The organism is Nonomuraea jiangxiensis (genome assembly GCF_900099965.1).
Lineage (GTDB): Bacteria > Actinomycetota > Actinomycetes > Streptosporangiales > Streptosporangiaceae > Nonomuraea > Nonomuraea jiangxiensis.
In genome coordinates, this window is the sequence record NZ_FNDJ01000006.1 from 38956 (window position 1) to 65155 (window position 26200).

Genomic DNA, 26200 nt, shown 5'->3' on the forward strand with positions numbered 1-26200 from the left:
AGACGGTTCTTTGTTAAAGTCCGCCAACCGTCAGCCCTTCACCTCGGCCTTGACCAGGTCATTGCCTGCCCTTGCGCCAGTCCAGGCGTGGCGGTGGTGGCCCGAGGTTCGGCGGCGGCTCTGCGTCGCCGTCCCGCGCCTCGGGATCGATCGCGAGCACCGCCTCGCGTACGTCCTCCAGCTCGCCGAGGGTGGTCTTGGGGAAGGTCAGGATGGCCGGGTTCGCGTCGGCGAGGCGGACGCGCCTGCCCTCGGCCGTGGCGTCCGTGACGATCACCGAGGTGGTGGGGAGCTGCTGGAGCTCGTGCGGCTCGACGAGGAACTCCCGCGAGCGCTGCAGCACCCGCTCCCGCTCGCCGATCTTCTCGGCGGTCCTGCCCCACTCGGTGGACTCGGTGATGTCCTCGGCCAGGTCGGCGCTGGTGTCCTCGTGATCCCCCGGGGCGTCCTCCACCTGCGAGATCGTGGAGGTGTAGCCGCCGTTGAGCCCGGGCAGCGAGTCGCTGATCGTCTCGGTGAGCTGGGCCAGCTCCAGCCGGTGCTCGGTGCCGACGTGCTCGCTGGCGACCCGGGCGTCCTCGGCGTTGCCCAGCCGCATGAACGCCACCGCCGCGTGTCCCCGGCCGAGCCGCTCCCGCACCGTCGGCGTCAAAGACCGATAAGTCAAGACAAGTCCGGTACGCGAGGTCTCGCAGGCGTCCATCAGCCGGTCGAGCACGTCACCGCGGAGCTTGTCCGCGCCCGCCACGATCATCGTGTGGTACCAGGGCCGGTCGGAGGCGGGGGACTGGCGCAGGATGTGGGTCAGGGCGGTGGCCACGTACGTGCCGAGCACCCGGTTGCCGAACACCCCGGCCTGCCGGTCCATGCTCACCACCCGCAGCCGGGCCGGCGGCAGCCGTACAGCCTGCGTGCCCAGCGTCTCCAGCTTGCGCAGCTGTGACTCCAGCGCCCAGGCCCGCTCGATCACCACCCGATCCCTCACCCCGCGCCCGAACAGGGTGCCGATGCGCTCCAGCTGGGTCGCCGTGATCAGCCCGAACCGCAGGTCGTCGCGCGGATCCCCGACCTGCGCCAGCGCCCGCAGCGCGGCGGTGACCTGGCTGATCGTGGCGTTCTCGCCGAGCACCTCCAGCACCCGCTCCAGGATCGCGTTGTCGAAGCTGAGATCGCCTGTGCTGCGGTGCTCCTCGCTCACGCTCACCACGTGCGCCAGCACGTCGGCGAACGCCTCGGGCCGGAGCGTGGCGCCGAGGTCGAGCCGCGGCAGGTCCACCGGCAGCACCCAGACCAGCGGGTCGTCGCCGCCCTTGCGGGCCAGCTCGATCAGGTCCTTGGCGATCGCGCCCTCGGACAGGTCGAGCACGGTCAAATGGCCGCCGCTGTAGAGGCGCGTCGCCCCGAGCAACGTCACCAGCGCCGACCACCCGGGCAACGTGCCGCCCGCCACGTCGATGCGGTCGATCTCGTCGGGTACGGAGACCGCGTACCAGGTGAGCTGCCTGTCGTGCCGCTCCTTGGAGTCCTGCCACTCGCGGTAGCGCTGGGCGTGCTCCTCCTGCGCGCGGAACAGCTCCTTGTCACGTTCCCGGCGCCTGCGCTCATCCCTGGCCTGCTGCTCCAGCACCCGGTATTTGACCGCCCGGTCGCCCTGGACCAGCGCGAAGCTGCAGATGCCCGCCACGCCGCCGGCGGCGACCAGCCCGAGCAGCGCGAAGGACCAGTCGAGGTATCCGGCGATCGCCGCGGCCAGGATGAGCACGCTCACCACCAGCATGAACAGCCGGAAGAGCCGCACCGGGCGGTTGAGCATGTCCTCCTGGAGCCGCTCGCGGCGCAGCAGCTCCGGGTCGGGGTGGTCGGGCCCGGCGGCGGGCGACGACTCCTGGACGGGCGAGGGACGCTTGGGCGGCGGCCCCGGGTCAGGGTGCAGCAGGATGTACTGCCAGCCCAGGTAGATACGGTCCGCCTGGAGCTGTGCATGCTCGGGATGCACGTCCGTCACGTGACCCTCCGGCCGCCATATGTCTTAAGAGAGTAAGGGTCCGGCCCTTTCCGCTCCGTGACAGCGTATGAGCTTCCGGCCCCGCAGCGGCAGGGTTTCTCGGCAATTCGACCCGCCCGATGGGACCATTGCGGCAGATGGGATAAGCGAGACCTATTACCATCCTTACCCATGACGGAACCCTCCGGCGGCAGCAGCGACAAGCCGAGACGCCCGGTGGTGGTGCCCGTGATCGCCCTGACGGCGCTCACCGCCGTCGGCGTCACCGCCTTGCTGGGCGGCCTCGGCGAGGCCCCCGACGAGCTGGACACGCTGGGCGCGGGCGCGGTGCTCGACCAGGGCCAGTACGACACCAAGTTCGTCGAGACGCGCGTCACGGTCGTGCCCCCCGAGTCGGAGTTCCAGGACGAGAAGCGGTTCCTGGAGATGGTCTTCGACGTCACCAACAAGGGCGACGAGACCGCCGACGTGGGATTGCCCGCCCCGAAGCCCGAGCAGGCCTATCTGTCCGCCGGCTTCGGTGCCTCGCTGCTCAAGATCACCCCGGCTTTCGGCAAGGACGCGGGGCCGTTCGTCTTCGCCCAGGCCAAGGGGGGCGAGACCCGCCAGCTCCAGCCGGGGGTGCCCGCCCGGGTCATCGTCCGTTACCAGCTCCAGGAGAACCAGCCGCCGCCGGAGAAGGTCTCCTTCGAGGTGGCCGGCTTCGAGTTCTCCCCCGACTTCAACAGCGACATCCCGCGCTGGCAGATGATCACCAGCGAGGTGGGCGACAAGTTCCTGCCCGAGGTGAAGGCGCGCGTGACGATGACCGTCAAGAAGGGCGCGGCCACGTGACCGCCACCGAGCCGCGATCCGCCACCGCGCCGCCGCGGCGCACCAGACGGGCCGCCAGGCGGCCCGGCGCCGGGGCCCGGCTGCTCGGCGTCGTGGCCGGCCTGGTGCTGCTGGGCGCGGCCGTCGGGGTGCAGTCCATGGACATGGCCGAAGGCGAGCTCAGCGACCCGATCACCTACACCGGCGCCAAGGGCGAGAACGTGGACGCGCAGCGGTTCACCGTGCGACTGGACTCGTTCAGCGCCGCGAGGTCGGTCCAGACGAGCACCGCGACCCTCGGCACCGACAACCTCTTCCTCATCGTCAACGCCTCGGCCAAGTCCAGCCGCAAGCCGTACCACCTGGGCCAGCCGGTGCTGGTGACCGCCGACGGCAAGCGGTTCGACGCCACCGACCGGATCGACAGATCGCTGACGCTGGCGAACACGTGGGTGCAGCCGGACATCTGGGTCAGCGGCCGGTTCTTCTTCGAGGTGCCGGCGTCGGTGCTGGCGGGGGCCGGCGTGGTGTTCGGGTTGCCGCCGGCGGCCGGGCCGGTGGAGCCGTACCAGCCCGAGGTCGAGGTGGATCTCGGCCTGGACGAAGAGGGCGCGCGCAAGCTCGCCGCCTCGCCGCAGGACGTCTTCTCGACCGTCAGGAAGTGAACGCAGGATGAGCACCAGCGACGGGAACGACTGGTTCACCCCCAGGAAGGACCGGCGGCGCGACGACCAGGACGCGCCGCCCCCCGCCGCCCCCCACCAGCCACCTCCGGGCGGGCACCGCGGCCCCGCCACACCGCCGCCCGGCCCCGCCATGCCGCAGGGCACGCCGCCCGGGAGTGACATCACGCAGGCGATGGGCCTGCCGCCCCGGCCCGGCCTGCGACCTCGGCCCCGCGCGCCGCGGGGACCCGGGATGCCGCAGGCGCGCGGTCCCCGGACCCCCTACCCCGACCAGCAGGTCTGGCCCCCCGCCGACCGCGATCCCACGGGCGGCGTCACCCAGCCCATGCCGATCGTGCGGAACCCCCTGCCCATGCCGCGGGCGGGCGGCCCGCGACCGCATGCCGCACCACCGCCGCCGCCACAGGCCACGGCGCCCCAGACGGCTCCACAACCGCCGCAGGCCGCACAGCCCGGGGTGGAAGGCCAGGGGACGCCCCCGTCGCCGCAGGAGCGGCCGCAGCCCGCCGCGGAAGGGCGGCAGCGGCCCCGGCGGCGGCGCACGGTGCTGGTCGCCGTGGGAGTCGTCGTGGTGTCGCTGCTCACCATCGGCGCCCAGTCCTACGACGGCTACCTCTTCTACGAGAAGGTCACCACGCCGCGTCCGACCAGGATCGTCCCGGTCGCCGCCGGGCAGGCGGGGAAGGTCTACAACGTCGAGTACCGGGCCTCCATCACGCCCATAGAAGCCCCCGAGGGCAGCAAGCACGGCCCCGAGGTGACCTGGCTGAAGGTGGAGATCACGAAGAAGGTGCTGGATCCGGCCAGCGCCACGATGGTCGCCGAGCCGGGCGACAACAAGCTGACGGACCGCGCGGGCCGTACCTGGACGGTGGAGCTCCAGCCGGGCGACCGGCCGACGGACCGGCTGGAGGTGGGCAAGGAGTACAAGATCGAGGGGATGGCCATCGTGCCGACCCCGGTGGCGAACGAGGTCGAGCTCTCCATCCGGCCGAGCACCTACCGCTCGGACACCCCCACGGAGGACTTCTTCGATCGGGAGAAGATGTCCAAGCTGGAGCAGGACATCGACATCCTGGCCTTCAAGCGCCGCTGACGGGCGGGCGACCGGCTCAGACGTCGTCGAGGGGCTCGCCGCTGAGGCGGGCCCTGGTGGCCGCGATGTCGTACGTGGCCGCCAGCAGGGCCATGCTGAGCGCGGTCGCGATCATCTGGCGGACGAACGTCAGCGGCGGCCCCTGGAAGACCCAGACCCACTCGCTCCCCGCGCCGATGAGCTTCACCACCGCCCGCTCGGCGTACTCCGAGCCCACCGTGATGCTCACGTAGCACAGGCACATCATGCCGAAGAGCGGCAGACCGCCCTTGAAGATCATCCGCAGCGAGTTGGCCAGCGGCAGCCAGCGGTCCCTGAACCCCCCGGTGACCTGGTCGAACGACCGCTGCGTGAGGTCGTGGCTGCCTTCGAGCCGGTCCACGCCGCGTTCCAGCCGGGTGCCCTTGACCAGAGTGCGGGTCTGGTCGGAGTAGGCGCCGAAGACCAGCATCGCCACGGTGAGCCAGGCCAGCGGGACCGCGACCGCGTCGGTGATCAGCGGCCAGACGTCCCCGATCGCGCCGGTGACGGTGTCCCACAGCGGCACGCTCTTCTCCGCCTGGGCCCAGACGTGTTCCGTGTTCGCGACCACGTTGCGGTGCTCCACCCAGTCGGAGCGCAGCTGGGCGGCCGCCAAGGTGGCGTTCAGCCCGTAGAAGACGAAGGCGAACTCGGAGAAGGCCGCGAGGAAGCCGTAGAACTTGCCCTTCTGCTTCTCCACGAGCTTGGCGAACAGCAGCTTCAGCAGGAACGTGACGGCCATCGCGCCGAGCGATACCCGCCAGTCGAGGTCGACCAGCCCCCGGCCGACCTGCGAGTCCTCGCCGAACCATGCCGCGTCGGTCATGTCGTAGAAGTGGTGGAACAGGTCCATCTGGTAGATGTCGCGGGCGTCCTCCACCTGGAACCCCCACGCCAGATAGAGCACCGCGAAGGCCGGGGCCACCCGGTCCAGCGTGCGGAAGAAGTGCTCCTCCGCCACGCCGTCACCGGACCTGGCCCGCATCTCCCACAACGCGCCGCGCAGGCTGTGCAGCATGCCGGTGGTGACCGTCATCGCCGCCAGGACGATGAACGTGAGCAGCGTCATGGTGCCCACCAGGCGGACCTGGCGGAGGTCCCCGTACGCGATCTCGGTGGCGCCGTACAGCAGCACGAAACGGACCAGCTCGCCCGCGGCGAACCAGAGAGCCAAGGGCAGGGCACACTTGCCCGCCAGCCGCAGCGCGTGCGCCGGCAGCGAGTACGGCGACGGCATCCGCTGAGCCGGCGTAGGCGAAGGTTCCGGGGGCGCCATCACTCCTGTCGAACCGGACACCTGGAGAATCGTAGCGTTATGTCCCATCTGACGCAGCAGCAACACCGGAAAAGCATTACGCTCCGCAGATCGATCATGAACGGGGGGCGACGTGCCGGTGAGCCGAGTCGAACGGTTCCAGTAGAAACATCCAGCCTGCGAGAACGTCCCCGGCATGCGATGCGTGCGGCAACATGACGGTATGGAGCCGCCACCCGCGATCGACACCGATCCCCGCGTGGTAGGAGATCGGCTGCGGCAACTGAGACAGGCACGTGGTGTCTCGCTCACCGAGCTCGCCAACCGTGCCGGCATCGACCGGGTCACCCTGTCGGACGTGGAGACCGGCGCCACCAACCCGACGCTGAAGATGCTCTGGGCGATCACCGCGCAGCTGGGGGTGCCGATCGGGGCGATACTCGACGCGCCGCCCGAGCCCCAGATCATGCGGGGCACGGCGATGGAGGCGGAGCTGCTCGAAGCGTTCGAGGACGCCTACGTCACCTACGAGCTCTACCGGGTGCGCGTCCCGCCCGGCCTCACCCAGACCTCCCCCGCCCACCACGAGGGCGTGACCGAGCACGTCACGGTCTTCACCGGCACGCTCAGCGCGGGCCCCATCCGCGAGCCGCTCACGGCCGGCCCCGGCGACCACATCTCGTGGCGCTCCGACGTGCCGCACGGCTACCGCGCCCACGGCCCCGACGTCGTCCGCGCCACGCTCCTCATGCGCTATCCCGTCAAACTCTGACCCGGCCGGCACGTCCGGCACGGGCGGTAACCGGCGGCCCTGGCCTGGGCGAGGGTGCGGAACCCGTGCCGGTGCCGGGGCGTGATGCGCCGGGCGTTGTGGCACGTCGGAAAGCACACGACGCCCGTGGTGTCGCTGCCCAGGTAGAACACCCGCGCCGCCGCCAGTTCCCGCACCCGCGCCAGGTCAGCGCCCTCGGCCAGCAGCAGCCGTTCCTTGGCAGCCGGGCCGAACACGTGGTCGCCCACCACGCCGTCCGAGCGGGTCACCCGGTGACACGGCACCAGCAGCGGCACCGGGTTGCGGCCGAGGGCCGCGCCCACCGCGCGTACGGCCCCCGGCCTGCCGATCCGGGCCGCCACCCACGCGTACGGGCGGACCTCGCCGCGCGGGATCGTCCGTACCGCCTCCAGCACGTCCCGCTGGAACGGGCTCAGCCCGCGCAGGTCCAGCGGCACCCCCGAGGAGCGGCCCGTGCGCAGCGCCGGCAGCAGCCCGGCGAGCGGCCGGGCGGCGGGCACCAGCGGGCGGCCGAACCGCTCCCTGAACGCCTCGGCGAACCCCGCCCCGGCGTGCACGTAGGCCACGCCCTGGTCGGTACAGGCCACGTGCAGCTCCCCGATCGGGCTCGGCACGCTCACCCAGCGCGCCGCGATCCGGTCGAGCAGCCCGTCCGGGGCGTCCACGGCCAGCGCCGCGAGTCCGGTGAGCAACGGATCAGGGGTCATCGGGCACCTCCTAGTTCGCGCAGCCGCCGCAGCCCGCGCGACACGTGCGACTTGACCGTGCCCTGCGGGATCCGCAGCACGGCGGCGACCTCGCTGACCGGCAGGTCCACGACGTGCCGGAGCACCACCGCGGCCCGCTGCTCGGCGGGCAGCCGGCCGAGCAGCACGGCCAGCTCGTCGCCGGTCTCGCGGCGGGCCGCCGCCTCCTCGACGTCCTCGCCGGGATCGATCTTGTCGACCGGCTGGTCCCGCAGCTCCGGCGGGGGTTTGCGGGCGCTGGTCCTGACCTGGTTCCGCCAGAGGTTCATGAGGATCGTCATCAGCCAGGCCCGGGGTTGGAGCTCGGCGAGGCGGTCGCGCTCATATCCGGCCAGCGCCCGGTAGGCCCGCAGGAACGCCTCGGCGGTGAGATCCTCGGCGTCGGCCCAGCGCCCGCTCAGCCGCAGCGCGGCCGAGAAGACCATGCCGCGGTAGGCGCCGTAGAGCTCGGCGAACCCCTCGTCGAGGTCGTCGAGCAGCGCCTTGCGCACCGGGTCGAGACAGTCGGTTTCTCTCACGTATCCTGCAACACCGCGGCGCCGGATCCGGTTGCACCGCCCCGGACAAGGCGAAGCCCGCGCCCCGGTAGGGACGCGGGCAACGGCCGTGAAATCAGGTCAGACGGCGACCGCGAGCTGGGACACCTCGCCCAGCTTGGCCTCCACCTGGACGTCCCTGGTGACGCCGCCGCCCGCGATGATGCGGACGGTCCAGTCGCCGGGAGCGGCGAAGAAGCGGAAGACGCCCTCATCGGACACCACCACCTCGCCGGTGAACTCGCCCGAGTGGTCGAGCAGGCGCGCGTAGGCGGTGCTCGCGCCCGTCACCACGCCCTGGATAACCGCCTGGGTGGACAGGTCGATCCCGGCCGGCAGCGCCACGGTCTGCTCCGGCGCTCCGCATCCGTCGGCAGTCATCAGCGGGCCTCCCCCAGCTCGATCGGCACGCCCACGAGCGAGCCGTATTCGGTCCACGAACCGTCGTAGTTCTTCACGTTGGACTGCCCCAGCAGCTCGTGCAGCACGAACCAGGTGTGCGCCGAGCGCTCACCGATGCGGCAGTAGGCGATGGTGTCCTTGTCGAAGTCGACCCCCGCCTCGCCGTAGAGGGTGCGCAGGTCGTCGTCGGACTTGAAGGTGCCGTCGTCGTTGGCCGCCTTGGACCACGGGATGTTGCGCGCGGTGGGCACGTGGCCGGCGCGCTGGGCCTGCTCCTGCGGGAGGTGCGCGGGAGCCAGCAGCTTGCCGGTGAACTCGTCGGGCGAGCGCACGTCGACCAGGTTGAGCTTGCCGATGGCGGACACCACGTCGTCGCGGAAGGCGCGGATCGCCTGGTCCTGCTCCTGCGCGGTGTACTGCGTCTTGGCGCGCTGCGGCACGTCGCGTACGAGCTCGCGCGAGTCGAGCTCCCACTTCTTGCGCCCGCCGTCGAGCAGCTTGACGTTCTCGTGGCCGTAGAGCTTGAAGTACCAGTAGGCGTAGGCGGCGAACCAGTTGTTGTTGCCGCCGTAGAGCACGACGGTGTCGTCGTTGGAGATGCCGCGGTCGGACAGCAGGGCCTCGAAACCGGTCTTGTCCACGAAGTCGCGGCGCACCGGGTCCTGCAGGTCCTGCCGCCAGTCGACCTTCACGGCGCCACGGATGTGGCCCTTGTCGTAGGCGCTGACGTCCTCGTCGACCTCGACGAGCACGACTCCAGGGGTGTCGAGGTTGGCCTCGACCCAGTCGGCGTCCACCAGGGCGGCGGAGCGGCTCATTAGGAAACCTCCATGTTGGCGGCGGGCAGTAGACGGCGATCGAGCAGGTACGTTTCGCAGCCATGGCGGAATCCGCAGGCTGCTTCGAGGAAGGCGGCAGGAGTGCCGCGGGCGTCCTCGGTCTCCTTCGGGGCGCCCTTGACGGGCGTCGCAGGGAGCATCGAGTGCGTGGAGCGAAGAGAGCGGCGCGCGACGGCGGGCAGCCGGACGCCCTCCGTCACCAGGACGGAGGCGAGGACCGGTGTGGTGACAGCCGCGGCGACACGCAGCACTCTAGGATCGGCACGCATCGTTGGATGCTCCTGAAGGGGTCGACTGGAGCGGATCTGAGGATCCGCGAGATCGTCCTCAGGCAGCCCGACAGAGCGCGGTGGACACGCGGCAGAAGTCAACCGCGCGCCGCTTCGTCAGCAGCTCTGTCGAAGGGTTCATGAACTCGACACTACTCGGCGTCTCGTCATCTGTCACATCTCGTCCGGTTGATGAGACAAATCGTGAGACGATTTCCGGTCCGGCTCCGGTACGGCCGCGGCCAGCGCCGCCAGGACCTCGGCCTTGCGCGGCAGGCCGGCGGCGCGCCGCACGACGTTCCCCGCCGGGCCGAGCACCAGGACCGTCGGCGTGCGCAGCACGTCCAGCCGCCGTACGAGGTCCAGGCGGGACTCGGCGTCGATCTCCACGTGGCTCACCCCCGGGACCAGCGCGCTCACGTCGGCCAGGACCCGCCTGGTCGCCCGGCACGGCTGGCAGAACGCGGTCGAGAAGTGCACCAGCGTCGCCCGCTCCCCCAGCTCCCGCCCGAGGTCGGCGGCGGTCAGCCGGTCCTCGCCCCGATCATCCGCGCCCGCGTTCACTTCGCCTTCCGTACCGGGACGGTGACGAGCAGTTCGCCCGACGGCGCGACGATCTCGAACCGGGCGATGTCGCCCATGAGCACCGGCGTCGTCTGCTTGAACACCGCCTTGGCCTGATAGCCCTTGCCGCTGATGAACCAGCTCCCCGTGGGGTCGCGATGGCCGTCCACGTCCACGACCACCAGGGTGCAGGTGGTGCCGGCGGGCATGTTCGTGACGCTGATGGCGAGCTCCGTACCGCTGTCGCCGGGCCAGGCCGCCACGGTGGCGCGGTAGCCCTTGGCCTTGTTCACGCCGGGGAACTCGCGGCCCTCGACCGCCTGGGCCCGGTCGGGCGCCTCGCGCGACGGCTCCGCGAGCCGGGGCTGCGCGTCGCTGAAGGGCGAGGCGCCGGTCGGGCTTTCCGAGGCGTGGGCCTGGCTTTCCGAGGCGTGGGCCTGGCTGTCCGCCGCCGAGCTACGGGCCTGCGACGTGTCCGCCTCCGGGGCCGCGGCCGCGGTCCCTCCCGGCCGGCTGCTCTGGACGGCCGTCCACACCGTGCCCCCCACGGCCAGCACCGCGACGGACGCGGCGGCGACCAGCAGCATCCTGCCCCGCCTGAACCGCTTGGCGCGGTCGTTCAGCAACCGGTCGAGCACCTGGCGCGGCGGGCTCCCCACCAGCTCGACGTCGCGTTCCGACACCTTGCCCAGGAACGAGGCCACCCCTTCGAGCTCGGTCAGCTCGGAGCCGCAGGTCTCGCAGGTCGCCAGGTGGTTGTCGATCTCCAGCGCCTCTTCGGGGTCGAGCGCTCCCAGGGCGTGCGCGCCCAGGGAGAGCCGGACCTCCTCGCATGTCATCATGGCGCCAGCCCCCGTTCTTCGAGGGCGAGCTTGAGCGCCCGCAACGCGTAGTAGGTGCGCGATTTGACCGTACCCGGCGGAATGCCCAGCGTCGCCGACGCCTCCTTCACTGATCGCCCCCGGTAGTAGACCTCCATCAGCACCTCGCGGTGCTCCGGACGGAGCGCGGCCAGCGCGCCCGCCACCGCCCACGACTCGACCGCGCGCTCCAGCTCGTCGTCGGCCGGCAGCACCGCCAGCGCCTCGTCCCCGGTCTCCTGTGGCCTGGCCTTCTTGGCCCGGTGCTGGTCGACGACGAGGTTGCGGGCCACCGTGAACAGCCAGGCGCGGACGGGCCGGCCGGACAGCGCGTCGGGATGCCGCCAGGCCCTCAGCAGGGTCTCCTGGACGACGTCCTCGGCGCGTCCCGAGTCACCGGTCAGTCGCAGCACGTAGCCGTACAGCGGGCCGGCGTGCTCGTCGAAGAGGGTTTTCACGAGTTCCTCGTCGGCGGTCCCGGCTGCGCTCACACCCTCATCACGTACGGCGCGCGGGACCGGTTCAATCTCATCCACGAATCGGCACGTCAGAAGCTTCGGCCGAGAACTCCAGGCCGTCGGCGACATTCTTGACCCCGGTCACCCGCACGTCGAAGGGGAGCTTCCCCCTGAACGGGATCGTGTAGGTGACGAACTGCGCGAGCTGGTCGGGCACGCCCTCGATCTTCTCGGCCTGGAGCTTGATGCCCCCGTCGGCCACGTCGACCCGCATCTCGGCGTCGAACTTCACCTTCTGCACCCCCACCATCACCTCACCCGAGGCCACCAGCCGCCGCCCGTTGCCGCTGATCTTGACACCCTCCGGGGCGAACTTGTCGATCGTCGCCCTGGTCAGGGTGCCGCTGACGACCACCCGACGGGCTCGGACGCTGGCCCGGTTCTGCAGGACGTCGGCCAGGGGGGCCGTCACGTCGTAGGCGGCGCCCCGCAGGTCCTTGATCGGCACGGACGCCATGGTGAGCGTGCCGAGATCGAACCGTACCTCTGGATAGTGTCCGGAGACGGCCTGGGTGAGAAAGGGGATGCCCTCAATGGTCACCGTCGGCGTGCTGTTGAGGTCCACCGAGGCGGCGATCCGGTTCGCGAGGTCGCGCTCCACCCCGGCCACGGCCACCCGATCGACGGCCACCAGGAGAACGGCCAGCACGATCAGGAAAAGGATCAGCTTGCGCATGGGGCTCCCTGTCTCAGGCGGGGGTCACGAGCCTACCGACTGGCTCACTCATTCCCCGGCGAAGTGCCCGATCACCCACCGGCGAACGGCGGCAGCACCTCCACTGTCGCGCCGTCACCGAGTATCACCTGGTCATGGTGGCGTTTGCCGACCGGGGAGCCGTCCACGAGGAACGAACAACGCTGCATGACCCGCGCGAGTTCGGCACGATTTTCTGTGATTTTGGTCATGAGTTCGCCAAGTGTGGCCGCGTCGTAAGCCTCCTCGGCGACCCCCGCCGCTTCCTTGGCCGCTGCCCAATAACGTACTTTTCCTGTGGCCATGCACACCTCACAAATGGTTCACCCACTATTGTGCGGCGTCCGAAACCAGGATGTTTCCGGAGACGCGCTGTTCACCTGGTGGACGCGCAATGGACTCGGCTTGCTCGTGAGCTATCCTCGCCTAGAGGACCTGGGCAACGTAGCCCCCGGGTCCTTGCGCGTTTGAGGAGGCCGTAATGAGCAACCTACTGCTGCTGACCAACGCCCTCGAGCCCTCCGCCGAGGTGCTTCCGGCGCTGGGGTTGCTGCTCCACTCGGTCCGGGTCTCGCCCGCGGAGGCCTCGGCGCTCATCGACACGCCTCCGGCCGACGCCGTGCTCGTCGACGCGCGCAAGGAGCTCGTGCAGGCCAAGAGCCTGTGCCGCCTGATCCGCACGACGGGGATCGACTGCCCGCTGCTGGTGATCGTGACCGAGGGCGGCCTGGCCGCGATGACCGCCGAGTGGGGCGTCGACGACGTCCTGCTCGACAGCGCCGGCCCGGCCGAGGTCGAGGCTCGCCTGCGGATGGCCACGGGCCGCATCTCGCAGTCCGCCGCGGAGGACGTGCCCGACGAGATCCGCAGCGGCGACCTGTCCATCGACGAGGCCACCTACACCGCGCGGCTGCGCGGGCGGGTGCTCGACCTCACCTTCAAGGAATTCGAGCTGCTCAAATACCTGGCGCAGCACCCCGGCAGGGTGTTCACCCGCGCCCAGCTGCTGCAGGAGGTCTGGGGCTACGACTACTTCGGCGGCACCAGGACGGTCGACGTGCACGTGCGGCGGCTGCGCGCCAAGCTCGGCACCGAATACGAGTCGCTGATCGGCACCGTCCGCAACGTCGGCTACCGCTTCGTCCCCGACCGCACCGACCCCGCCCACGTCTGACCGGCCCCACGGTCTCCCCTACTCACGCCCGATTGACAGCGGGATGTCCGCTGGCGTCCACTGATGTGACACGTTGTCGTCAGGGCTGTTTCACGCCTGTTTTGTCGCGGACACCGCCGTCCCGGGATTGGTGGTGCCGGGGTGGGTCTGTTCAGGTCGCTGGTGGACGAGAGCGCCAGGCCCCGGGTCTACCGGCGTAACGAGACCATCTGCTCGTCGCTGCGGCCCTCCGACCGCGTCCACGTGATCGAGTACGGCTACGCCCGCGAGCACACCCCGCCCGGCGAGCGCGAGGCCCTGCACGACCTGCGCGGCGCCGGCGACCTCGTGGGCGAGCTGGCCTTCTGGAACCCGGCCGAGCAGGTCAAGGTGGACGCGCTGACGGAGGTGCGCGCCTGGCCGATCGACATCCGGCGGCTGCGCGAGCACGCCGCCGCCAGCCCGGCCGTGGCGACCGCGCTGGTGCAGGAGCTGTTCGCGAGAAACGTGGCCGCCCGCAGGCACGAGGCCCTGGCCCGGGCCCCGGTGGCCGCCCGGCTGGCCGTCTGGCTGCTGCACCTGGACGAGCGCTACCGGCTGGCCTCCGATTCCGCGCCGCCGCTGTCCATGGAGACGCTGGCCGACCTGGTGGGCAGCTCCCCCGACGTGGTGCAGCGCCAGCTCAACCAGTGGGTCCGGCGAGGCTGGCTGGTACGCCCCGGCTACCGGCGGCTGCGGATCGCCGACCCGTCCGCGCTGCGCGACGCCGCGGGAAGCTGGGAGCACCTGTCGGCACCCTGGACGGGCCGGGTGACGCCGTTCCTGACCCGGCCGGGCGCCGTGCCGGGGCCGCTGCCGGTCGGCGAGGTGCCCAGGCCGCGCCAGCTCCCGGCCGCCGTGCCCGACTTCACCGGCCGCCAGCAGAGCCTGGACCTGCTCACCGCCTGGCTGAAGCGGCCCCGGCGGACGAACACCATGGTCGTGCAGGGGTTACCCGGCGTGGGCAAGACGGCGCTGGCCACGCACTGGGGATATCTGCACGCCGACCGGTTCCCCGACGGGCAGATCGTGATCGACCTGCGCGGCCAGTCGCCGAGCCAGCCGCCGATGACCCCCGCCGAGGCGCTCGGGCAGATCCTGCGCTCCCTCGGCGTCGGCGAGCACATGCCCGCCTCCGACGAGGCCGAGCTGATGTTGCTCTACCGCAGCAGGATCGCCGGGCGCAGGCTGCTGCTCATCCTCGACAACGCCGCCGACCCGGCCCAGGTCAGGGCGCTGCTACCGGGCAGCAAGGACTGCGTGGTGCTGGTGACCAGCCGGACCCGGATGGCGCCGCTGCGCGCCACCGGGCACGCCGACCTCATGGACCTGCCGGTGCTCGACCCGGGCAACGCGGTGGCGCTGCTGGTGTCGGTGCTCGGGGAGGACTCGGCGCGGGCCGCCGACCGGGACGCGCTGGCCGAGCTGGCCAGGGTGTGCTCGTATCACCCGTTCGCGCTGCGGATCTCGGCGGCCAAGCTCGCCGAGCACCCGGAGCTGAGCGTGCAGGAGCGGGTGCGGGAGCTGCGCAGGCCCGAGCGGCTGCTCATGAGCGATCCGGAGGAGGCGTTCCGGTCGGCGCTCGATCTGGCGTACGAGTCGCTGGGCCCGGCGCAGCGGCGGGCGTTCCGGCACGTCGGGCTGCTGCCGGGGCGGGACTTCACGCCGCAGGTGCTGGCCGCCGCGCTCGGCGTGCCGGTGCCGGAGGCCGTGGCGGCCGTGGAGGGGCTGCACCGGGCCTACCTGGTGGAGCCGATGCCGGGGCCGCGTTACCGGGTGCACGACCTGGTCAAGCGGCTGGCCAGGGAGCTGGGCAGGCATGCGGAGGCAGGCGTGCGCGAGGCCAGGGCCCGGCTGCTCGACCACTACCTGACCGTGGCGACCGAGCCTGGCACGCCGCGCGAGTGGTTCGAGGCGGAGCGGCGTTCGCTGGTCTCAGCCGTACGGCTGGCGGAGGAGAGCGGCGCGCACGGGACGGCGTGGCGGCTGGCGGAGGCGGTGTTCGCGCCGTTCAGGAAGCTGCGGTTCTACGCGAACAACCTGGAGGTCCAGCAGGCAGGGCTGGCCTCGGCGATGCAGGTGGGCAACCGGCGGGCCATCGCGCTCATGCGCGGCCACCTGGGCTCGATCCACCGCGACATCGGACCCTCGACGCTGGCGGCCAGGTTCATCGGGGAGGCGCTGGCCGACTTCGACGCGCTCGGCGACGGCGTGGGGCGGGCGCGGGCGCTCAACGACCTGGCCGAGGTGCACGGCATCGCCGGCAACAACGAGGACGCGCTGAAGTGCGCCGAGGAGGCGCTCGAACTCTACAAGGGCATCGGCGACCAGGCCGGGGTGGTGAGCTGCCTGCACACGCTGTCGCGCCTGCACCTGTCCCAGGAGCGGTACGAGCCCGCGCTGCAGCACGCCGGGCAGGCCCTGGACGTACGCGAGGAGCTCGGCGACCGGCGGGGCACCGCGCAGAGCCTGATCATCCTGGCCAGGGTCCGGCAGCATCTGGGCGAGCCGAACGCGGCGCTGTCGGAGGGCCTGGAGGCGCTGTCGATCTGTCACGAGCTGGGCGACGAGCACGCCGAGGCCGAGACGCTGCTCTGCCTGGCCGAGATCTACGACCTGCTGCGGCTGCACCACGACGCGCGCCGCGACGCGGAGCGGGCGCTGGCCGGATACACCGCGACCGGCGACCAGTACGGCTCTGGCCGGGCGTTGTGCGCGCTCGGCCGCATCGCGCGCAACGGCTCCCGCTACGACGAGGCGCTGGCCTACTACGAGCGGGCGCTGGCCGTGCAGGTCGAGCTCCACCACGAACAGGGCAAGGCCGAGACCCTCGGGGACATCGGGCTGGTGCACTGGCGGCTGTCGGACTACCTGCGGGCCGACGACTACCTGAACCAGGCGCTGACGATCAGCCGGGTGATCCGCGATGAGCCGGTGGAGGCCCGCATGCTCAACCGGCTGGCCAGGGTACGGCGGCGGCAGGGGCTGCCCCAGGTCGGCTTCGTGTACGCGCTCGAAGCCCTGGACATCGTGCAGGGCATGGGCAACCGGCGGGCGGAGGCGGACGTGCAGGAGACGCTGGCGTACACGTACCTGTCGCTGGGGCAGCACAAGCCGGCGCTGAAGGCGGCCGAGGCGTCGCTGGCGATCAGGGAGGAGCTGCGGGACAACCGGGCCAGCGCGCTGCTGTCGATCGCGCAGGCGCTGTACACGGCGGGCCGGTCGGCGGAGGCGCTGGCGCCGGCCAGGGAGACGGTCGAGCTGCAGAACGAGACCGGCACCAGGGACCGGTGGGCGGCGGCGCTCACGACGCTGGCCATGGTGCTCCTCGACCTGGACCGCCCCGAGGAGGCGCTGGTCCACGCCCGGCAGGCCAGGGAGGTGCACCTCGAATGCGGGACCAGGCGGGATCTGGGATGCGCGCTGCGGGCGCTGGGACTGGTCGCGGCGCGGCTGGGGAACCGGGCGGAGGCGGCGGACTGCCTGAGCGAGGCCCGGCGGGTGCTGGAGGAGGTGGGCGACGCGTTCGAAGCGCGGCGGGTCACCGAAGATCTTCGCGTAATTAGCGGATAATTCCGATAAAAGTCGTGAAATCCGGAGCCTGAGGTCGCAGATCTTCCGGCGCGCTTCTCGTTAGCTGGTCCTGCCGGCTAACGACAAGCGGAGGTGATCCGGATGCTCAAGAACCATCTGCGTCGAGACCTTCACTGGCTCAAGCGACAGGCCCGCAGGGATCGGCGGGTCGCCGTCTGCCTGCTCGCCGCGACGGTCGCCGCCTGGGGCCGCCAGTTCCCGTCCTGGACCGGGCCCGCCGGGTCCGAGGTCCTGACGGGGATCTCCTACGGGCTGGTCGCCGGGTCGGCGGCCACCTGGTTGGTGGCGGCCTACCTCGTCGTCAGGACCCTCAAGGGGCACCGCGAGGAGGGCAAGGGGCTGCGCTGGGCGATCAGGGCGGGCGAGGGCAAGCAGTGGGCCCTGCGCTCGGTCGGCGCCTACGCGGCGTGGCACCTGCTGCAGTTCGTCACGGCCCTGCTGCAGGGCTGACGGGGCGGGTCCGGCCCAGGGGCCGGGCGGCGGATAGAGGCGGCGTCTGCGGGAAGTGGCAGGTGGACGGGGGCCCGTGGCAGGGAGGTGAGTACGTGTCCGGCGATCTGATCATTCCTGACGCCGCTCAGGGTGTGGTGCTGTTCGCGCACGGCAGCGGCAGCGGCCGGCTCAGCCCGCGCAACCGGTACGTGGCCGAGGTGCTCAACAGGGCCGGGCTGGGCACGCTGCTGTTCGACCTGCTCACCTCCGAGGAGGAGGCCGACCGGGCGAACGTCTTCGACATCGGGCTGCTGGCCGATCGGCTGCTGCGGCGTACCGGCTGGGTGCGGGAGCAGACGGACCTGCCGATCGGCTACTTCGGGGCCAGCACCGGCGCGGCGGCGGCGCTGTGGGCGGCCGCCGAGCCGGACAACGCCGTCGCCGCGATCGTCTCCCGCGGCGGGCGGCCCGACCTGGCCGGCAAGCGGCTGGCCGCGGTACGCGCGCCGACCCTGCTCATCGTGGGCGGCCGTGACCCGATAGTGATCAAGCTGAACGAGGACGCCCAGCGGCGCCTGCGCGCCGAGACCAAGATCACGGTCGTGCCCGGCGCCACCCACCTGTTCGAGGAGCCGGGGGCGCTGGAAGCCGTGGCCGAACACGCCGGGGACTGGTTCGCGACCCACTTCGCCGGCCCGGGAGCCCCGCTGAGGTGACCGGCCGGCCGAACACGTAGTGAAATCGATCATTCGCATTGCCGTGATCCACCGTTTGTGCAAGCGTCGAACACGGACGACATCCGGATTTGACGGCGGTTGCGCACGTGCCACTTCTCGAGCTCATCGGACTCACCTGGGAGATTCGTGGGATTCGGCGTGGCCTCGACCGCGACCCGCTGACCGTGGGGCCGGGCGACACCGCCGTGGTGGTGGCCGCCGGCCCGGCGGAGGCAGACGCGTTCACCGATCTGCTGCTCGGCCTGGAGATGCCGGTCGGCGGGCGGATCAAGGTCGGCGGCCAGGAGATCACCATGCGGTTGCCGGCCGAGCGCGAGGTCGGGCTCGTTCCGGCGGGGGCGGGGCTGCTGCCGCACCTGACGGTCGAGCAGAACCTGGCGCTGGCCGCCCGTGACGGCCTGGCCCCGCTCGTGCACGGCAGGATCGCCTTCATGGCCAGGCGGATGGACATCCAGGGCTTCCTGCGGTCCAGGCCGCACGAGCTGGCCCACGACGAGCGCCTGAACGTCGCGCTGGCCCGCGCCCTGTGCCGGCTGCTGCCGGTCAAGGTGCTGGTGATCGAGGACCGTACGGGCTGCGGGCCCTGCCACGCGGCGGTGAGCGCGGCGCTGCGCACCGACCCCAGCCTGGCCGTGCTGGTCGTCACCGACGACCGGACCAGGGTGGCCAGTCTCGCCTCCCCCGCGCACTTCTGGGAGACCGCCGATGCCGTTGAGCCGTAGGGGACTGCTGGCCGCGATCCCGGCGGTGGCCCTGGCCGGGTGCGGCGCGAAGCCGCCACTGCGGGTGGCGGTGGTCTGGAGCGGTGACGAGCTGGGGCGCTTCCTCGACGTGGTCAAGGAGTACGACCAGCCGGTCAGGGTCTATTCGGCGGGCGACAACATCGGTGCCCTGCTGCGCGGACCCGCGACGGAGGTCGTCCCCGACGTGGCCGTCATCCCCCGGCTGGGCCTGCTGTTCGACCCGGTGATCCGGCGCCGCGTCAGGCCGCTGAACCCGTTGGAGGACGGCGAGGAGCGGCAGCCGAAGTTCTGGCGGGAGCTCGTGACGTCCGAACGCGGGCAGGAGCTGGGCGTCTGGTTCAAGGTCGCGCACAAGTCGCTCGTGTGGCACCGCGTCGGCGAGGCCGTGCGGCCCGCCGACCTGGACACCTGGCGACCCGTCCCTGGCGACCTGTCCATCGGGGCTGCCGACGGGTGGGTGCTCAGCGACTGGTTCGAGAACGTGCTGCTCGCCTCCGCCCCCGAGGTCTACGCCGGGCTGTTCCCACCGGGCCAGGACGCGGGCAATCCCACCTGGTGGGACACCCCCCAGATCGAGCAGGCGCTCAAACTGCTGGCGGAGATCTGGAAGGGCGCGTTCCCCCGCGAGGCGGCCAGGCGCGCGCTCACCAAGCAGTTCCACGACTCCATCCTCGACGTCTTCGCCTACGGCACCGCCAGGATGGTGGCCGCGCCCGACTTCGCCCTGCCGGTCATCGAGCGGTTCAAGGCCGGCGGCGTCGCCCCGCAGCACTTCCCCTTCCCCGGCCAGGCGGGCAGGCAGCCCCCGCTCGTGGTCGGCGGCGACGTGGCGGTGGCCCTGCACGACGACGCCAGGCCCTTCGTCGACTGGCTGACCAGGCAGCGGGCGGCGGGCGAGCACGACGCGGTGACGAGATGGGTCGCCGAGGGCGGCTTCCTGACGCCGTTCACGCTGCCCACCCACCCGCTGCTCGTCGGCCCGGCGCAGGAGCTCCACTCCGCGGTGAACGCCCGCTACGACCTGTCCGACCGGCTCATCGGCACGCTGGAGGGCGGGGACGGGCGCGGGTTGTGGCGCGTGCTCACCGAGCTCTTCTCGGAGGTGACCGTGGCCGGCGCCGATCCCGGCGCGGCGGCCGAAGCGGCCAGGGAGAAGCTCGCCCAGGGCAGCAGGGAGGGGGCCCTGTGAGCGAGCGGAACGCGTTCCTGTTCGAGGTGGCGCCGCACCACGACGCCGGGGTACCGGTGGTCAGGCACGGCCTGGGCCGCTGGCGCGCCTCCGCCTACCTGCTGCTCGCGGTCCTGCTGTCGGCCGGCATCATCCTGGTCCCGCTCTTCGTGACGGTGATCATCAGCTTCTCCAACGGGCTGACCGGCTACGCGGTGCTGGGGGACGAAAAGGTGCTGCAGTCGCTGGGCAACTCGTTCGTGTGGCTGGTGCTGGCCGTGCTCGTGTGCGTGGTCGGGCTCGGCTTGGCCTGGCTGACCAGGAACGCGGGGCCGGTGCTGAGCCGCGTTCTGAGCGTGCTGCTGGTGCTGCCGGCCGTGGTCTCGCCGCTCACCACGGGCGCGATCTTCCGCTCGCTGTTCGACACCGACCCGGGGCGCGGCCCGGTCAACGCCCTGCTCGGCCTGCTCGACGTGAACGTGGCCTTTCTCGGGCCGGTCTGGCTCTGGCTGGTGCTCGGGCTGGCGTTCGTCTGGCAGTGGGCCGGGGTGGCGTTCCTGGTCTTCCGCGCGGCCCTGGCCCGGATGCCGACCAACCTGCTCCGCGTGACCAGGGCGTTCGGCGTGGACCGGCGGCGCCGGATCTGGTCCGTCGTGGTGCCCGCGCTGGCCGGGCCGGCTGCGCTGGCGTACCTGCTCGCGCTGGTGGCGGCGGCGCGCGTGTTCGACCTCGTGCTGATGGGCGCGCCCGGGTCGATGCAGGCCGAGGTCGAGGGCGCCGGGCTGTTCTGGTGGCGGCACCACGGCGACCTGCGCGAGGCGCGGGCCGGCGCGCTCTCCGTGGGGCTGTCCGTCATGGTGGCCGTGATGGCGCTGCCCGCGCTGTTCGGCCTGCGGGGGCGGGTGACCTGGGGTGAGCCGGTCGCCCCGGCACGGCCCCTGGGCGGCCGGCGGCTGCGGGTCGCGTGCTGGGCGGTGTCGGTGCTGTGGGCGCTGCCGTTCGTGGTGCTCGTGCTCACCTCGCTGCGCGAGCCGAACGCCGCCGCGCTGTCCGGATGGTGGAACGGCGGCCCCTGGACGCTCGGCTCGTACGCGGACGCGCTGGCCGACAGCGGTTTCATGGGCGCGCTCGGCACCACGTTCCTGCGGGCCGCCCTGGTCGTCGCGCTGGTGCTGCTGGCCGCCGTGCCCGCCGCGTACGTGCTGGCCCACCAGCACCTCCTGCCGCGCCGCGGCTGGCGGCCCGCGCTCCTGGTCGCGGTGGCGCTGGCGGCGCTGCCGCCGCAGGCGTTCGCCGTGCCGCTGCAGCTCTGGCTCAGCCCCGTCGTCGGCACCGGGTCCGCGCTGGCCATCGTGCACGCGGCACTGGTGATCCCGCTGGCGGTGCTGGTGCTGCACAACGCGTTCGTCCGCGTCTCGACCCCCATGCTGGCGCGGCACCGTTGGGAGCTGGTCCACGTCGGACGCGAGGCCAGGCCCGCGCTGGTGCTGGCCGGGGTGCTGGCGTTCGTGCTGGTGTGGAACGACACGGTCGTCGGGCTGCTGCTCAACTGGCCCGCGGGCGATCACCTGTCGCTGATCCTGCTGGAGCAGGCCCGCCACTTCGTCAGCGCCGCGGCGCCGCTGGCCGCGGAGTCGGTGCTGGCGACCGCGGTGCCGCTGCTGGTGGTGGCCGTCACCGGGCGCTGGCTGTATCGGGGGCTGACGCAGGGGGTACGGCGATGACGGACATCTCGCGAAAGGACCGGCTGCGCTTCCGGGCGTCGCGGCTGGCCCGGCGCGCCGGGGCCCACCTGCCCGAGCTGGGGCTCGGCGGGCTGGTGACGGCCGGCGGCACGGTCCTGCTGCTGCAGGAGGAGCTGATCAAGCAGCTCGCCGGCGGCCTCCCGGTCTGGCTGCTCGCCCTGCTGGCCCTGCCCCTGCCGATCGCGGCGGGCTGGCTCACGCACCTCGTACGCCGCCGCAGCCCGGCCCCGCCCCCACCGCTCTTCGGCCGCCTGCCCTTCCCCGACGTGATCGACGCTCTCGTGGGCCGCGACGCCGAGCTGCGGCAGATCCAGGACCGGGCCCGCGAACGCGGCGTCGTCGTGGTCCAGGGCCCGATGGGCACGGGCACGTCCGCCGTCGCCATCAAGGCCACCTGGGACCTGGCCGGGGACGCCCGCAAGCAGCGCTACGCCGACCTGCGCGGCCCCGACCGGGACCGCCCGGAGACGCCGCTGAGCGTGGCACAGCGCGTGTTACGCACGCTCGACCGGCCGCCCGGCGCCATCCAGGAGGCCGACGACGCGACCCCGCAGGTGATCGACGCGCTCACCGGCTCGGGCCGGGTGCTGCTGCTGGACAACGTCAGCGCCTGGAGCCAGGTCGCCTGGCTGCCGCCTCGGGTGCCGGGGGCGCACATCATCGTGGCGGGAACGTTCACGGACGACCTGCCGCCGCACACGGAGCCGGTCCAGCTCGGCCCGCTCGGCCCCGGCGCCGGGCGCGAGCTGCTGGCCCGCCACATCGGCGACGAGCGGGCCGAGCGCGACCCCGCCGCGCTCGGGCTGCTGGTCGACGCCTGCCTGGGCAGCCCCGCCGAGATCGTCAGGGTCGGCCGCTGGCTGGCCGGCAACCCGAACATCCCCCTGCGCTCCCTGGTCGACGACCTGGAGCGGCTGCCCATCGCCGAGAAGCTCGACTTCGTGCTCAACCTCAGCGTCAAGCAGCTCAGACCGACCGCCAAGCAACTGCTCAGCCTCCTGTCGGACCTGCCGGTCGCCGAGCTCGACCACGGCGCGGTCGCCGCCCTGCTGGGTGTGCCCGCCGCGGACGACGCCATCAAGGAGCTGGGCGACCTCGGCCTCGTGGAGAACGTACGGATGACGCGCGTACGGGTGACCGGCGCCTTCCGCTCCACGGGCACGCCCGACACGCCGCGCAAGGTCGCGGCCTGGCGGCGGCTGGTCGAGCACTACGCGCAGCAGGCCGACACGTTCGGCGCGCGGTTGCCCGACGAGGGCGCCCGCACCTGGTTCGCCATGGAGGACCGGGTGCTGTTGCGGGTGCTGGCCCGTACCCCGCCGGTGCCCAAGACCGGGGACGCGCTCGCCAGGATCGCCGACGGGCTGGAGACGTGGTTCCGGCTGGAACAGCGGCACGAGGACCGGCTGCGCGCGGCGGCGGAGCTGGCCAGGGCCGCCGAGGCGCTGCGCGACGAGCAGGCCCAGGCCACGGCCGAGCTGCGCCAGTGCGCCGTCCTGCTCACCACGGGCGACCCGCGCCGGGCCCGCCGGCACTTCAACAGGGCCGCCGAGCTGCGGGTCAAGGTGGAGTCGTGGCCCGCGGAGCTGCACCTGGAGCACGCGGCGATCCTGCTGGCCAGCGGCGACGAGTTCACCGCCGTGGAGTCGGCGCTCGTCCGCTACGGGCAGGCACTGTCCGGCGGCGACGTCGCGGGCCACACGCTGCGGCTGACGAACGTGGCCGCGCTGCTGCTGCGCAAGGGCCAGACGCTCGACCACGAGGGGCGTGGCCCGGAGGCCCACCGCCTGTACGCCGACGCGCGGGCCGTGCTGTTCGAGTCGCTGGACATGGCCAGGGGAACCGGCGACGGGAACGCCCGCGCGCACGCCCACGAGCTGCTCGCGCTCGCGCACCTCTACCTCGGCCTGGCCTTCGACGCCAGGTCCCACCTCGACCAGGCCGAACGCCTCTACGCCGGCACCGCCGACGAGCTCGGGCGGGCGCGCTGCCTGGTGCAGCGGGCCGGGGTCCTGCTGGAGGATGCCCAGTACGCGCCTGAAGAGGTGATCAGGCTGCTGGAGGAGGCCGGGCCACGGCTGCCGCCGGCGGGGGTGAGCACCGCGCTCGCCCACCTCCACCTGGCGCGGCTGCGGCCCGAACGCATCCAGGAGCACCAGGAGGCCGGGCTGACGGCCCTGTCCCCCTGGGACGGGATCGCGGAGCCACGCCAGGTCAGCGAGCTACGAGCACGCCTGCTGGCCCTGTGACCCGCTGACCTTCTACCGAGCGTGACCTACGCGCGTTACCCGCGCGGACGTGACCCGCGGACGTGACCTGCGGGCGTGACCTGCGGATGCGACCCGCGGGCGTGACCTGCGGGCGTGACCTGCGGGCGTCCTTATCGGCCGGCCGGTGAGGTGATGGGGGTGGCGCCCGTCGCGGCGGCGGTCAGGCGTTCGTAGACCTCGGGCGCCGTCGTCTCGCAGCCCAGCCGGTGTCCGGTCAGCTCGCCGTGGTCGTCGCTGGCGCCCGTCACCGCCAGCCCGAGGTCGCCCGCCAGGGCGCGCAGGTGTTCGCGGGCGGTGGCGTCGTGCTCCGGGTGGTCGGTCTCCAGACCGAAGAGCCCGGCCCTGGCCAGATCGGCGATCCACTCGTCGGGCAGGGACCTGCCGCCCTGGTCCGCCTTCGGGTGGGCCAGCACCGCCACCCCGCCCGCCGCGCGTACCAGCTGCACGGCGCGTTCGGGGTCGAGGGCGTAGCGGGGGACGTGGGCGCGGCCGCCCGTGCCGATCCACTCCGGGGTGAACGCGAGCGCCGGATCGCTGATCGCGCCCGCGGCGACCATGGCGCGGGCGATGTGCGGCCGGCCGACCGGGGCGCCGGCGGCCAACTCGGTCACCTGCTCCCAGGTGACCGGTACGCCCAGCTCGACCAGCCGCTCGACGGTCCGGCGGCCGCGCACCTCGCGGGCCTCACGCAGGCGCACGCACTCGGCCGGCAGCTCGGGATCGGCGGGGTCGAAGAGGTAGGCGAGCAGGTGGATGCTGCGGCCGGAGCGGTGGCAGGACAGCTCCATGCCCGGCACCAACGTCAGCCCGGCGGGCAGCGCGTCGGTCGCGGCCTGGTGGCCCGCCACGGTGTCGTGATCGGTCAGGGCCAGCACGTCGAGTCCGCGCTCGCGGGCCCGCCGCATCACGTCGGCGGGCGGTTGCGTGCCGTCGGAGGCGGTGCTGTGGCTGTGCAGGTCAATGCGCATCGCCTCGATCGTAGGCCGTCACACCGCCACGCTGGCCAGGCTTCTGCCGTCGATGGTCTCGATCGTGAAGTGGTTGAGGTCGGACTGGGGCAGGCTGGTGCCGCCGTGCAGGAGGAGGGGGTCGGGGGAGCCGGGCACGCCGTACCCCTTGGCGGGCACGCCCCAGCTGGCCACGACCTCGGAGCGGCCGTCGTCGCCGACCGCCAGGAGACGGCACTTCAGCGGGCCCTTGACGCCCTTGAGCTCCAGCGCCACGTGGGTGCCCCAGCCCTTGTCCTCCACGCCGACGACGCCCGACACGCCGGTCTCCGCGTCGCTCAGAGAGTAGGTACGGCCGGTGAGCAGGAGAGCGCGGGCCGGGCTGTGGATGCTGTCGGGGTTGGGCTCGCCCGTCAGCGAGGTGATGCCGAGGAAGACACCGGCCGCGACCACAAGGCAGGCGGCGGCGGACATGAACGTACGGTGCAGCCGCCGGCGGCGGCGCTCGATGGTGGCCCGGCGTACCAAGAGCGATTCGACCTGGGGGTCGGGCGGGTTGGGCAGGAGGTCGTCCGGATGCACGGTCTTGATCAGCTCGCCCATGGCCGCGAACGTCCCGACCTCGGCGGCGCAGCTCGCGCAGCCGCGCAGGTGATGCTCGAACGCCGTCCGCTCCTCCTCGCTGAGAAGGCCGAGCGCGTATGCGGCGACGTCCTCGTGATGCACCTCCGTCATGGCGGAGTCACCCCCCTCTCCTCCAACGCTATGCGCAAAGCGCGCATCGCGTAGTACACCCGCGACTTCACGGTGCCGACCGGCACGCCGATCGTCTCCGCGGCCTCCTGGAGCGTCCGGTCGAGCAGGAACGTCTCCGTGAGCACCTGACGGTGGGCGGGCGACAGCGAGAGCATCGCCTCCGTCACGACGATCTCGCGCAGCAGGCGCTCGTCCTCGGCGGCCACGGGCTGCGCGCGGTCCGCGACATCCTCCACGACGTCGAGCGGGCGGGTGCCCGCCCGGCGGCGGTCGTCGATGACGACGCGGCGGGCCACGGTCGCCAGCCACGGCATCAAGGAGCCGGAGTCGGTACGCAGGTCGTGCAGGTTGCGCCAGGCGCGTACCAGGGTCTCCTGGACGACGTCCTCGGCCCAGCGCCGATCGCCGCCCGTGAGCCTGACGGCGAAGGCCATCAAGGGGGCGCCGTATTCGCGGTAGAGGGCTCGAACCATGGCCTCGTCGGTTACGCGGTGATTCACCCGCGGCTCCTCGCGCTGC

27 protein-coding genes are annotated in these 26200 nt (G+C 72.2%); 12 read left to right on the forward strand and 15 right to left on the reverse strand.

Annotated elements, in window-relative coordinates; genetic code table 11:
* Positions 1–58: 58 nt before the first annotated feature.
* Positions 59–2005, reverse strand: a complete 1947-nt coding sequence (locus tag BLS95_RS14520) for a hypothetical protein (RefSeq protein WP_090931508.1) — start codon at positions 2003–2005, stop codon at positions 59–61.
* Between the two features lie 171 nt (positions 2006–2176).
* On the opposite strand from BLS95_RS14520, the gene BLS95_RS14525 reads away from it, so the two are divergent.
* The 3 genes from BLS95_RS14525 to BLS95_RS54100 are packed head-to-tail and all read left to right on the forward strand — an operon-like array spanning position 2177 to position 4600.
* Positions 2177–2839, forward strand: coding sequence for a hypothetical protein (locus tag BLS95_RS14525; protein WP_090931509.1), 663 nt, complete (start codon positions 2177–2179; stop codon positions 2837–2839).
* Complete coding sequence (locus BLS95_RS14530; RefSeq protein ID WP_090931510.1) at positions 2836–3483, forward strand: hypothetical protein; 648 nt, start codon at positions 2836–2838, stop codon at positions 3481–3483. The genes BLS95_RS14525 and BLS95_RS14530 overlap by 4 nt, the downstream gene beginning before the upstream one ends.
* A 7-nt stretch (positions 3484–3490) precedes the next feature.
* Entirely contained in the window at positions 3491–4600 is a 1110-nt protein-coding gene (locus tag BLS95_RS54100; RefSeq protein WP_143043699.1) for a hypothetical protein, read from the forward strand.
* A 16-nt stretch (positions 4601–4616) separates the two neighbouring features.
* On the opposite strand, the gene BLS95_RS14540 is transcribed toward BLS95_RS54100, so the two are convergent.
* Complete coding sequence (locus tag BLS95_RS14540) at positions 4617–5858, reverse strand: hypothetical protein (protein ID WP_090931512.1); 1242 nt, start codon at positions 5856–5858, stop codon at positions 4617–4619.
* 241 nt (positions 5859–6099) lie between these two features.
* Here BLS95_RS14540 and BLS95_RS14545 point away from each other — a divergent pair, with 241 nt between their 5' ends.
* Positions 6100–6648 (forward strand): helix-turn-helix domain-containing protein, encoded by a 549-nt coding sequence (locus BLS95_RS14545; RefSeq protein WP_090931513.1) that lies wholly within the window; start codon positions 6100–6102, stop codon positions 6646–6648.
* On the opposite strand, the gene BLS95_RS14550 is transcribed toward BLS95_RS14545, so the two are convergent.
* The 10 genes from BLS95_RS14550 to BLS95_RS14595 all read right to left on the reverse strand — a co-directional run bounded on the left by BLS95_RS14550 (position 6630) and on the right by BLS95_RS14595 (position 12402).
* Complete coding sequence (locus tag BLS95_RS14550) at positions 6630–7376, reverse strand: methylated-DNA--[protein]-cysteine S-methyltransferase (RefSeq protein WP_090931514.1); 747 nt, start codon at positions 7374–7376, stop codon at positions 6630–6632. The genes BLS95_RS14545 and BLS95_RS14550 overlap by 19 nt on opposite strands.
* Positions 7373–7933: an RNA polymerase sigma factor gene (locus tag BLS95_RS14555; RefSeq protein WP_245765055.1), complete on the reverse strand. Its 561-nt coding sequence runs from the start codon at positions 7931–7933 to the stop codon at positions 7373–7375. Before BLS95_RS14555 ends, BLS95_RS14550 begins: the two co-directional genes overlap by 4 nt.
* A 99-nt stretch (positions 7934–8032) precedes the next feature.
* A complete protein-coding gene (locus BLS95_RS14560) occupies positions 8033–8332 on the reverse strand; it encodes a DUF1416 domain-containing protein (protein ID WP_090931515.1) in 300 nt (99 codons plus the stop codon).
* Entirely contained in the window at positions 8332–9171 is an 840-nt protein-coding gene (locus tag BLS95_RS14565; RefSeq protein ID WP_090931516.1) for a sulfurtransferase, read from the reverse strand. The genes BLS95_RS14560 and BLS95_RS14565 overlap by 1 nt, the downstream gene beginning before the upstream one ends.
* Positions 9171–9461, reverse strand: a complete 291-nt coding sequence (locus tag BLS95_RS14570; protein ID WP_090931517.1) for a hypothetical protein — start codon at positions 9459–9461, stop codon at positions 9171–9173. Before BLS95_RS14570 ends, BLS95_RS14565 begins: the two co-directional genes overlap by 1 nt.
* 174 nt (positions 9462–9635) lie before the next feature.
* The gene (locus BLS95_RS14575; protein WP_143043700.1) at positions 9636–10025 is read right to left on the reverse strand and encodes a thioredoxin family protein; all 390 of its coding nucleotides are present in this window, start codon (positions 10023–10025) and stop codon (positions 9636–9638) included.
* Entirely contained in the window at positions 10022–10867 is an 846-nt protein-coding gene (locus BLS95_RS14580) for an anti-sigma factor family protein (RefSeq protein WP_090931518.1), read from the reverse strand. Before BLS95_RS14580 ends, BLS95_RS14575 begins: the two co-directional genes overlap by 4 nt.
* Positions 10864–11376 carry a sigma-70 family RNA polymerase sigma factor gene (locus BLS95_RS14585; protein ID WP_090931519.1) on the reverse strand — a complete coding sequence of 171 codons (513 nt, stop codon included), beginning with the start codon at positions 11374–11376 and terminating at the stop codon, positions 10864–10866. Before BLS95_RS14585 ends, BLS95_RS14580 begins: the two co-directional genes overlap by 4 nt.
* Positions 11377–11413: 37 nt before the next feature.
* Positions 11414–12079: an LmeA family phospholipid-binding protein gene (locus tag BLS95_RS14590; RefSeq protein ID WP_090931520.1), complete on the reverse strand. Its 666-nt coding sequence runs from the start codon at positions 12077–12079 to the stop codon at positions 11414–11416.
* 71 nt (positions 12080–12150) lie between these two features.
* Positions 12151–12402 carry a MoaD/ThiS family protein gene (locus BLS95_RS14595; protein WP_090931521.1) on the reverse strand — a complete coding sequence of 84 codons (252 nt, stop codon included), beginning with the start codon at positions 12400–12402 and terminating at the stop codon, positions 12151–12153.
* Positions 12403–12578: 176 nt separating this feature from the next.
* Between BLS95_RS14595 and BLS95_RS14600 the strand changes: the two genes are divergently transcribed.
* The 8 genes from BLS95_RS14600 to BLS95_RS14630 all read left to right on the forward strand — a co-directional run bounded on the left by BLS95_RS14600 (position 12579) and on the right by BLS95_RS14630 (position 23957).
* On the forward strand, positions 12579–13271 hold the full coding sequence (locus BLS95_RS14600) for a response regulator transcription factor (RefSeq protein WP_090931522.1): 693 nt from the start codon (positions 12579–12581) through the stop codon (positions 13269–13271).
* A gap of 141 nt (positions 13272–13412) precedes the next feature.
* The gene (locus tag BLS95_RS14605; protein ID WP_090931523.1) at positions 13413–16862 is read left to right on the forward strand and encodes a tetratricopeptide repeat protein; all 3450 of its coding nucleotides are present in this window, start codon (positions 13413–13415) and stop codon (positions 16860–16862) included.
* Positions 16863–16964: 102 nt separating this feature from the next.
* On the forward strand, positions 16965–17333 hold the full coding sequence (locus tag BLS95_RS56820) for a hypothetical protein (RefSeq protein ID WP_143043701.1): 369 nt from the start codon (positions 16965–16967) through the stop codon (positions 17331–17333).
* A 95-nt stretch (positions 17334–17428) separates the two neighbouring features.
* Positions 17429–18031 (forward strand): dienelactone hydrolase family protein, encoded by a 603-nt coding sequence (locus tag BLS95_RS56825; RefSeq protein ID WP_090932010.1) that lies wholly within the window; start codon positions 17429–17431, stop codon positions 18029–18031.
* Positions 18032–18138: 107 nt separating this feature from the next.
* The gene (locus BLS95_RS14620; RefSeq protein ID WP_090931525.1) at positions 18139–18774 is read left to right on the forward strand and encodes an ATP-binding cassette domain-containing protein; all 636 of its coding nucleotides are present in this window, start codon (positions 18139–18141) and stop codon (positions 18772–18774) included.
* Positions 18758–19984, forward strand: a complete 1227-nt coding sequence (locus BLS95_RS55650) for a type 2 periplasmic-binding domain-containing protein (RefSeq protein ID WP_176993186.1) — start codon at positions 18758–18760, stop codon at positions 19982–19984. The genes BLS95_RS14620 and BLS95_RS55650 overlap by 17 nt, the downstream gene beginning before the upstream one ends.
* Positions 19981–21687, forward strand: a complete 1707-nt coding sequence (locus tag BLS95_RS14625; RefSeq protein WP_176993187.1) for an ABC transporter permease subunit — start codon at positions 19981–19983, stop codon at positions 21685–21687. Before BLS95_RS55650 ends, BLS95_RS14625 begins: the two co-directional genes overlap by 4 nt.
* Complete coding sequence (locus tag BLS95_RS14630) at positions 21684–23957, forward strand: hypothetical protein (protein WP_090931527.1); 2274 nt, start codon at positions 21684–21686, stop codon at positions 23955–23957. Before BLS95_RS14625 ends, BLS95_RS14630 begins: the two co-directional genes overlap by 4 nt.
* A gap of 131 nt (positions 23958–24088) precedes the next feature.
* On the opposite strand, the gene BLS95_RS14635 is transcribed toward BLS95_RS14630, so the two are convergent.
* Genes BLS95_RS14635 through BLS95_RS14645 form a run of 3 tightly spaced genes read right to left on the reverse strand, consistent with a single transcriptional unit; the run spans position 24089 to position 26181 of the window.
* Positions 24089–24946 (reverse strand): PHP domain-containing protein, encoded by an 858-nt coding sequence (locus tag BLS95_RS14635; RefSeq protein WP_090931528.1) that lies wholly within the window; start codon positions 24944–24946, stop codon positions 24089–24091.
* 18 nt (positions 24947–24964) lie between these two features.
* A complete protein-coding gene (locus tag BLS95_RS14640) occupies positions 24965–25660 on the reverse strand; it encodes an anti-sigma factor (RefSeq protein ID WP_090931529.1) in 696 nt (231 codons plus the stop codon).
* The gene (locus BLS95_RS14645; protein ID WP_245765056.1) at positions 25657–26181 is read right to left on the reverse strand and encodes a sigma-70 family RNA polymerase sigma factor; all 525 of its coding nucleotides are present in this window, start codon (positions 26179–26181) and stop codon (positions 25657–25659) included. The genes BLS95_RS14640 and BLS95_RS14645 overlap by 4 nt, the downstream gene beginning before the upstream one ends.
* Between the last annotated feature and the right edge of the window lie 19 nt (positions 26182–26200).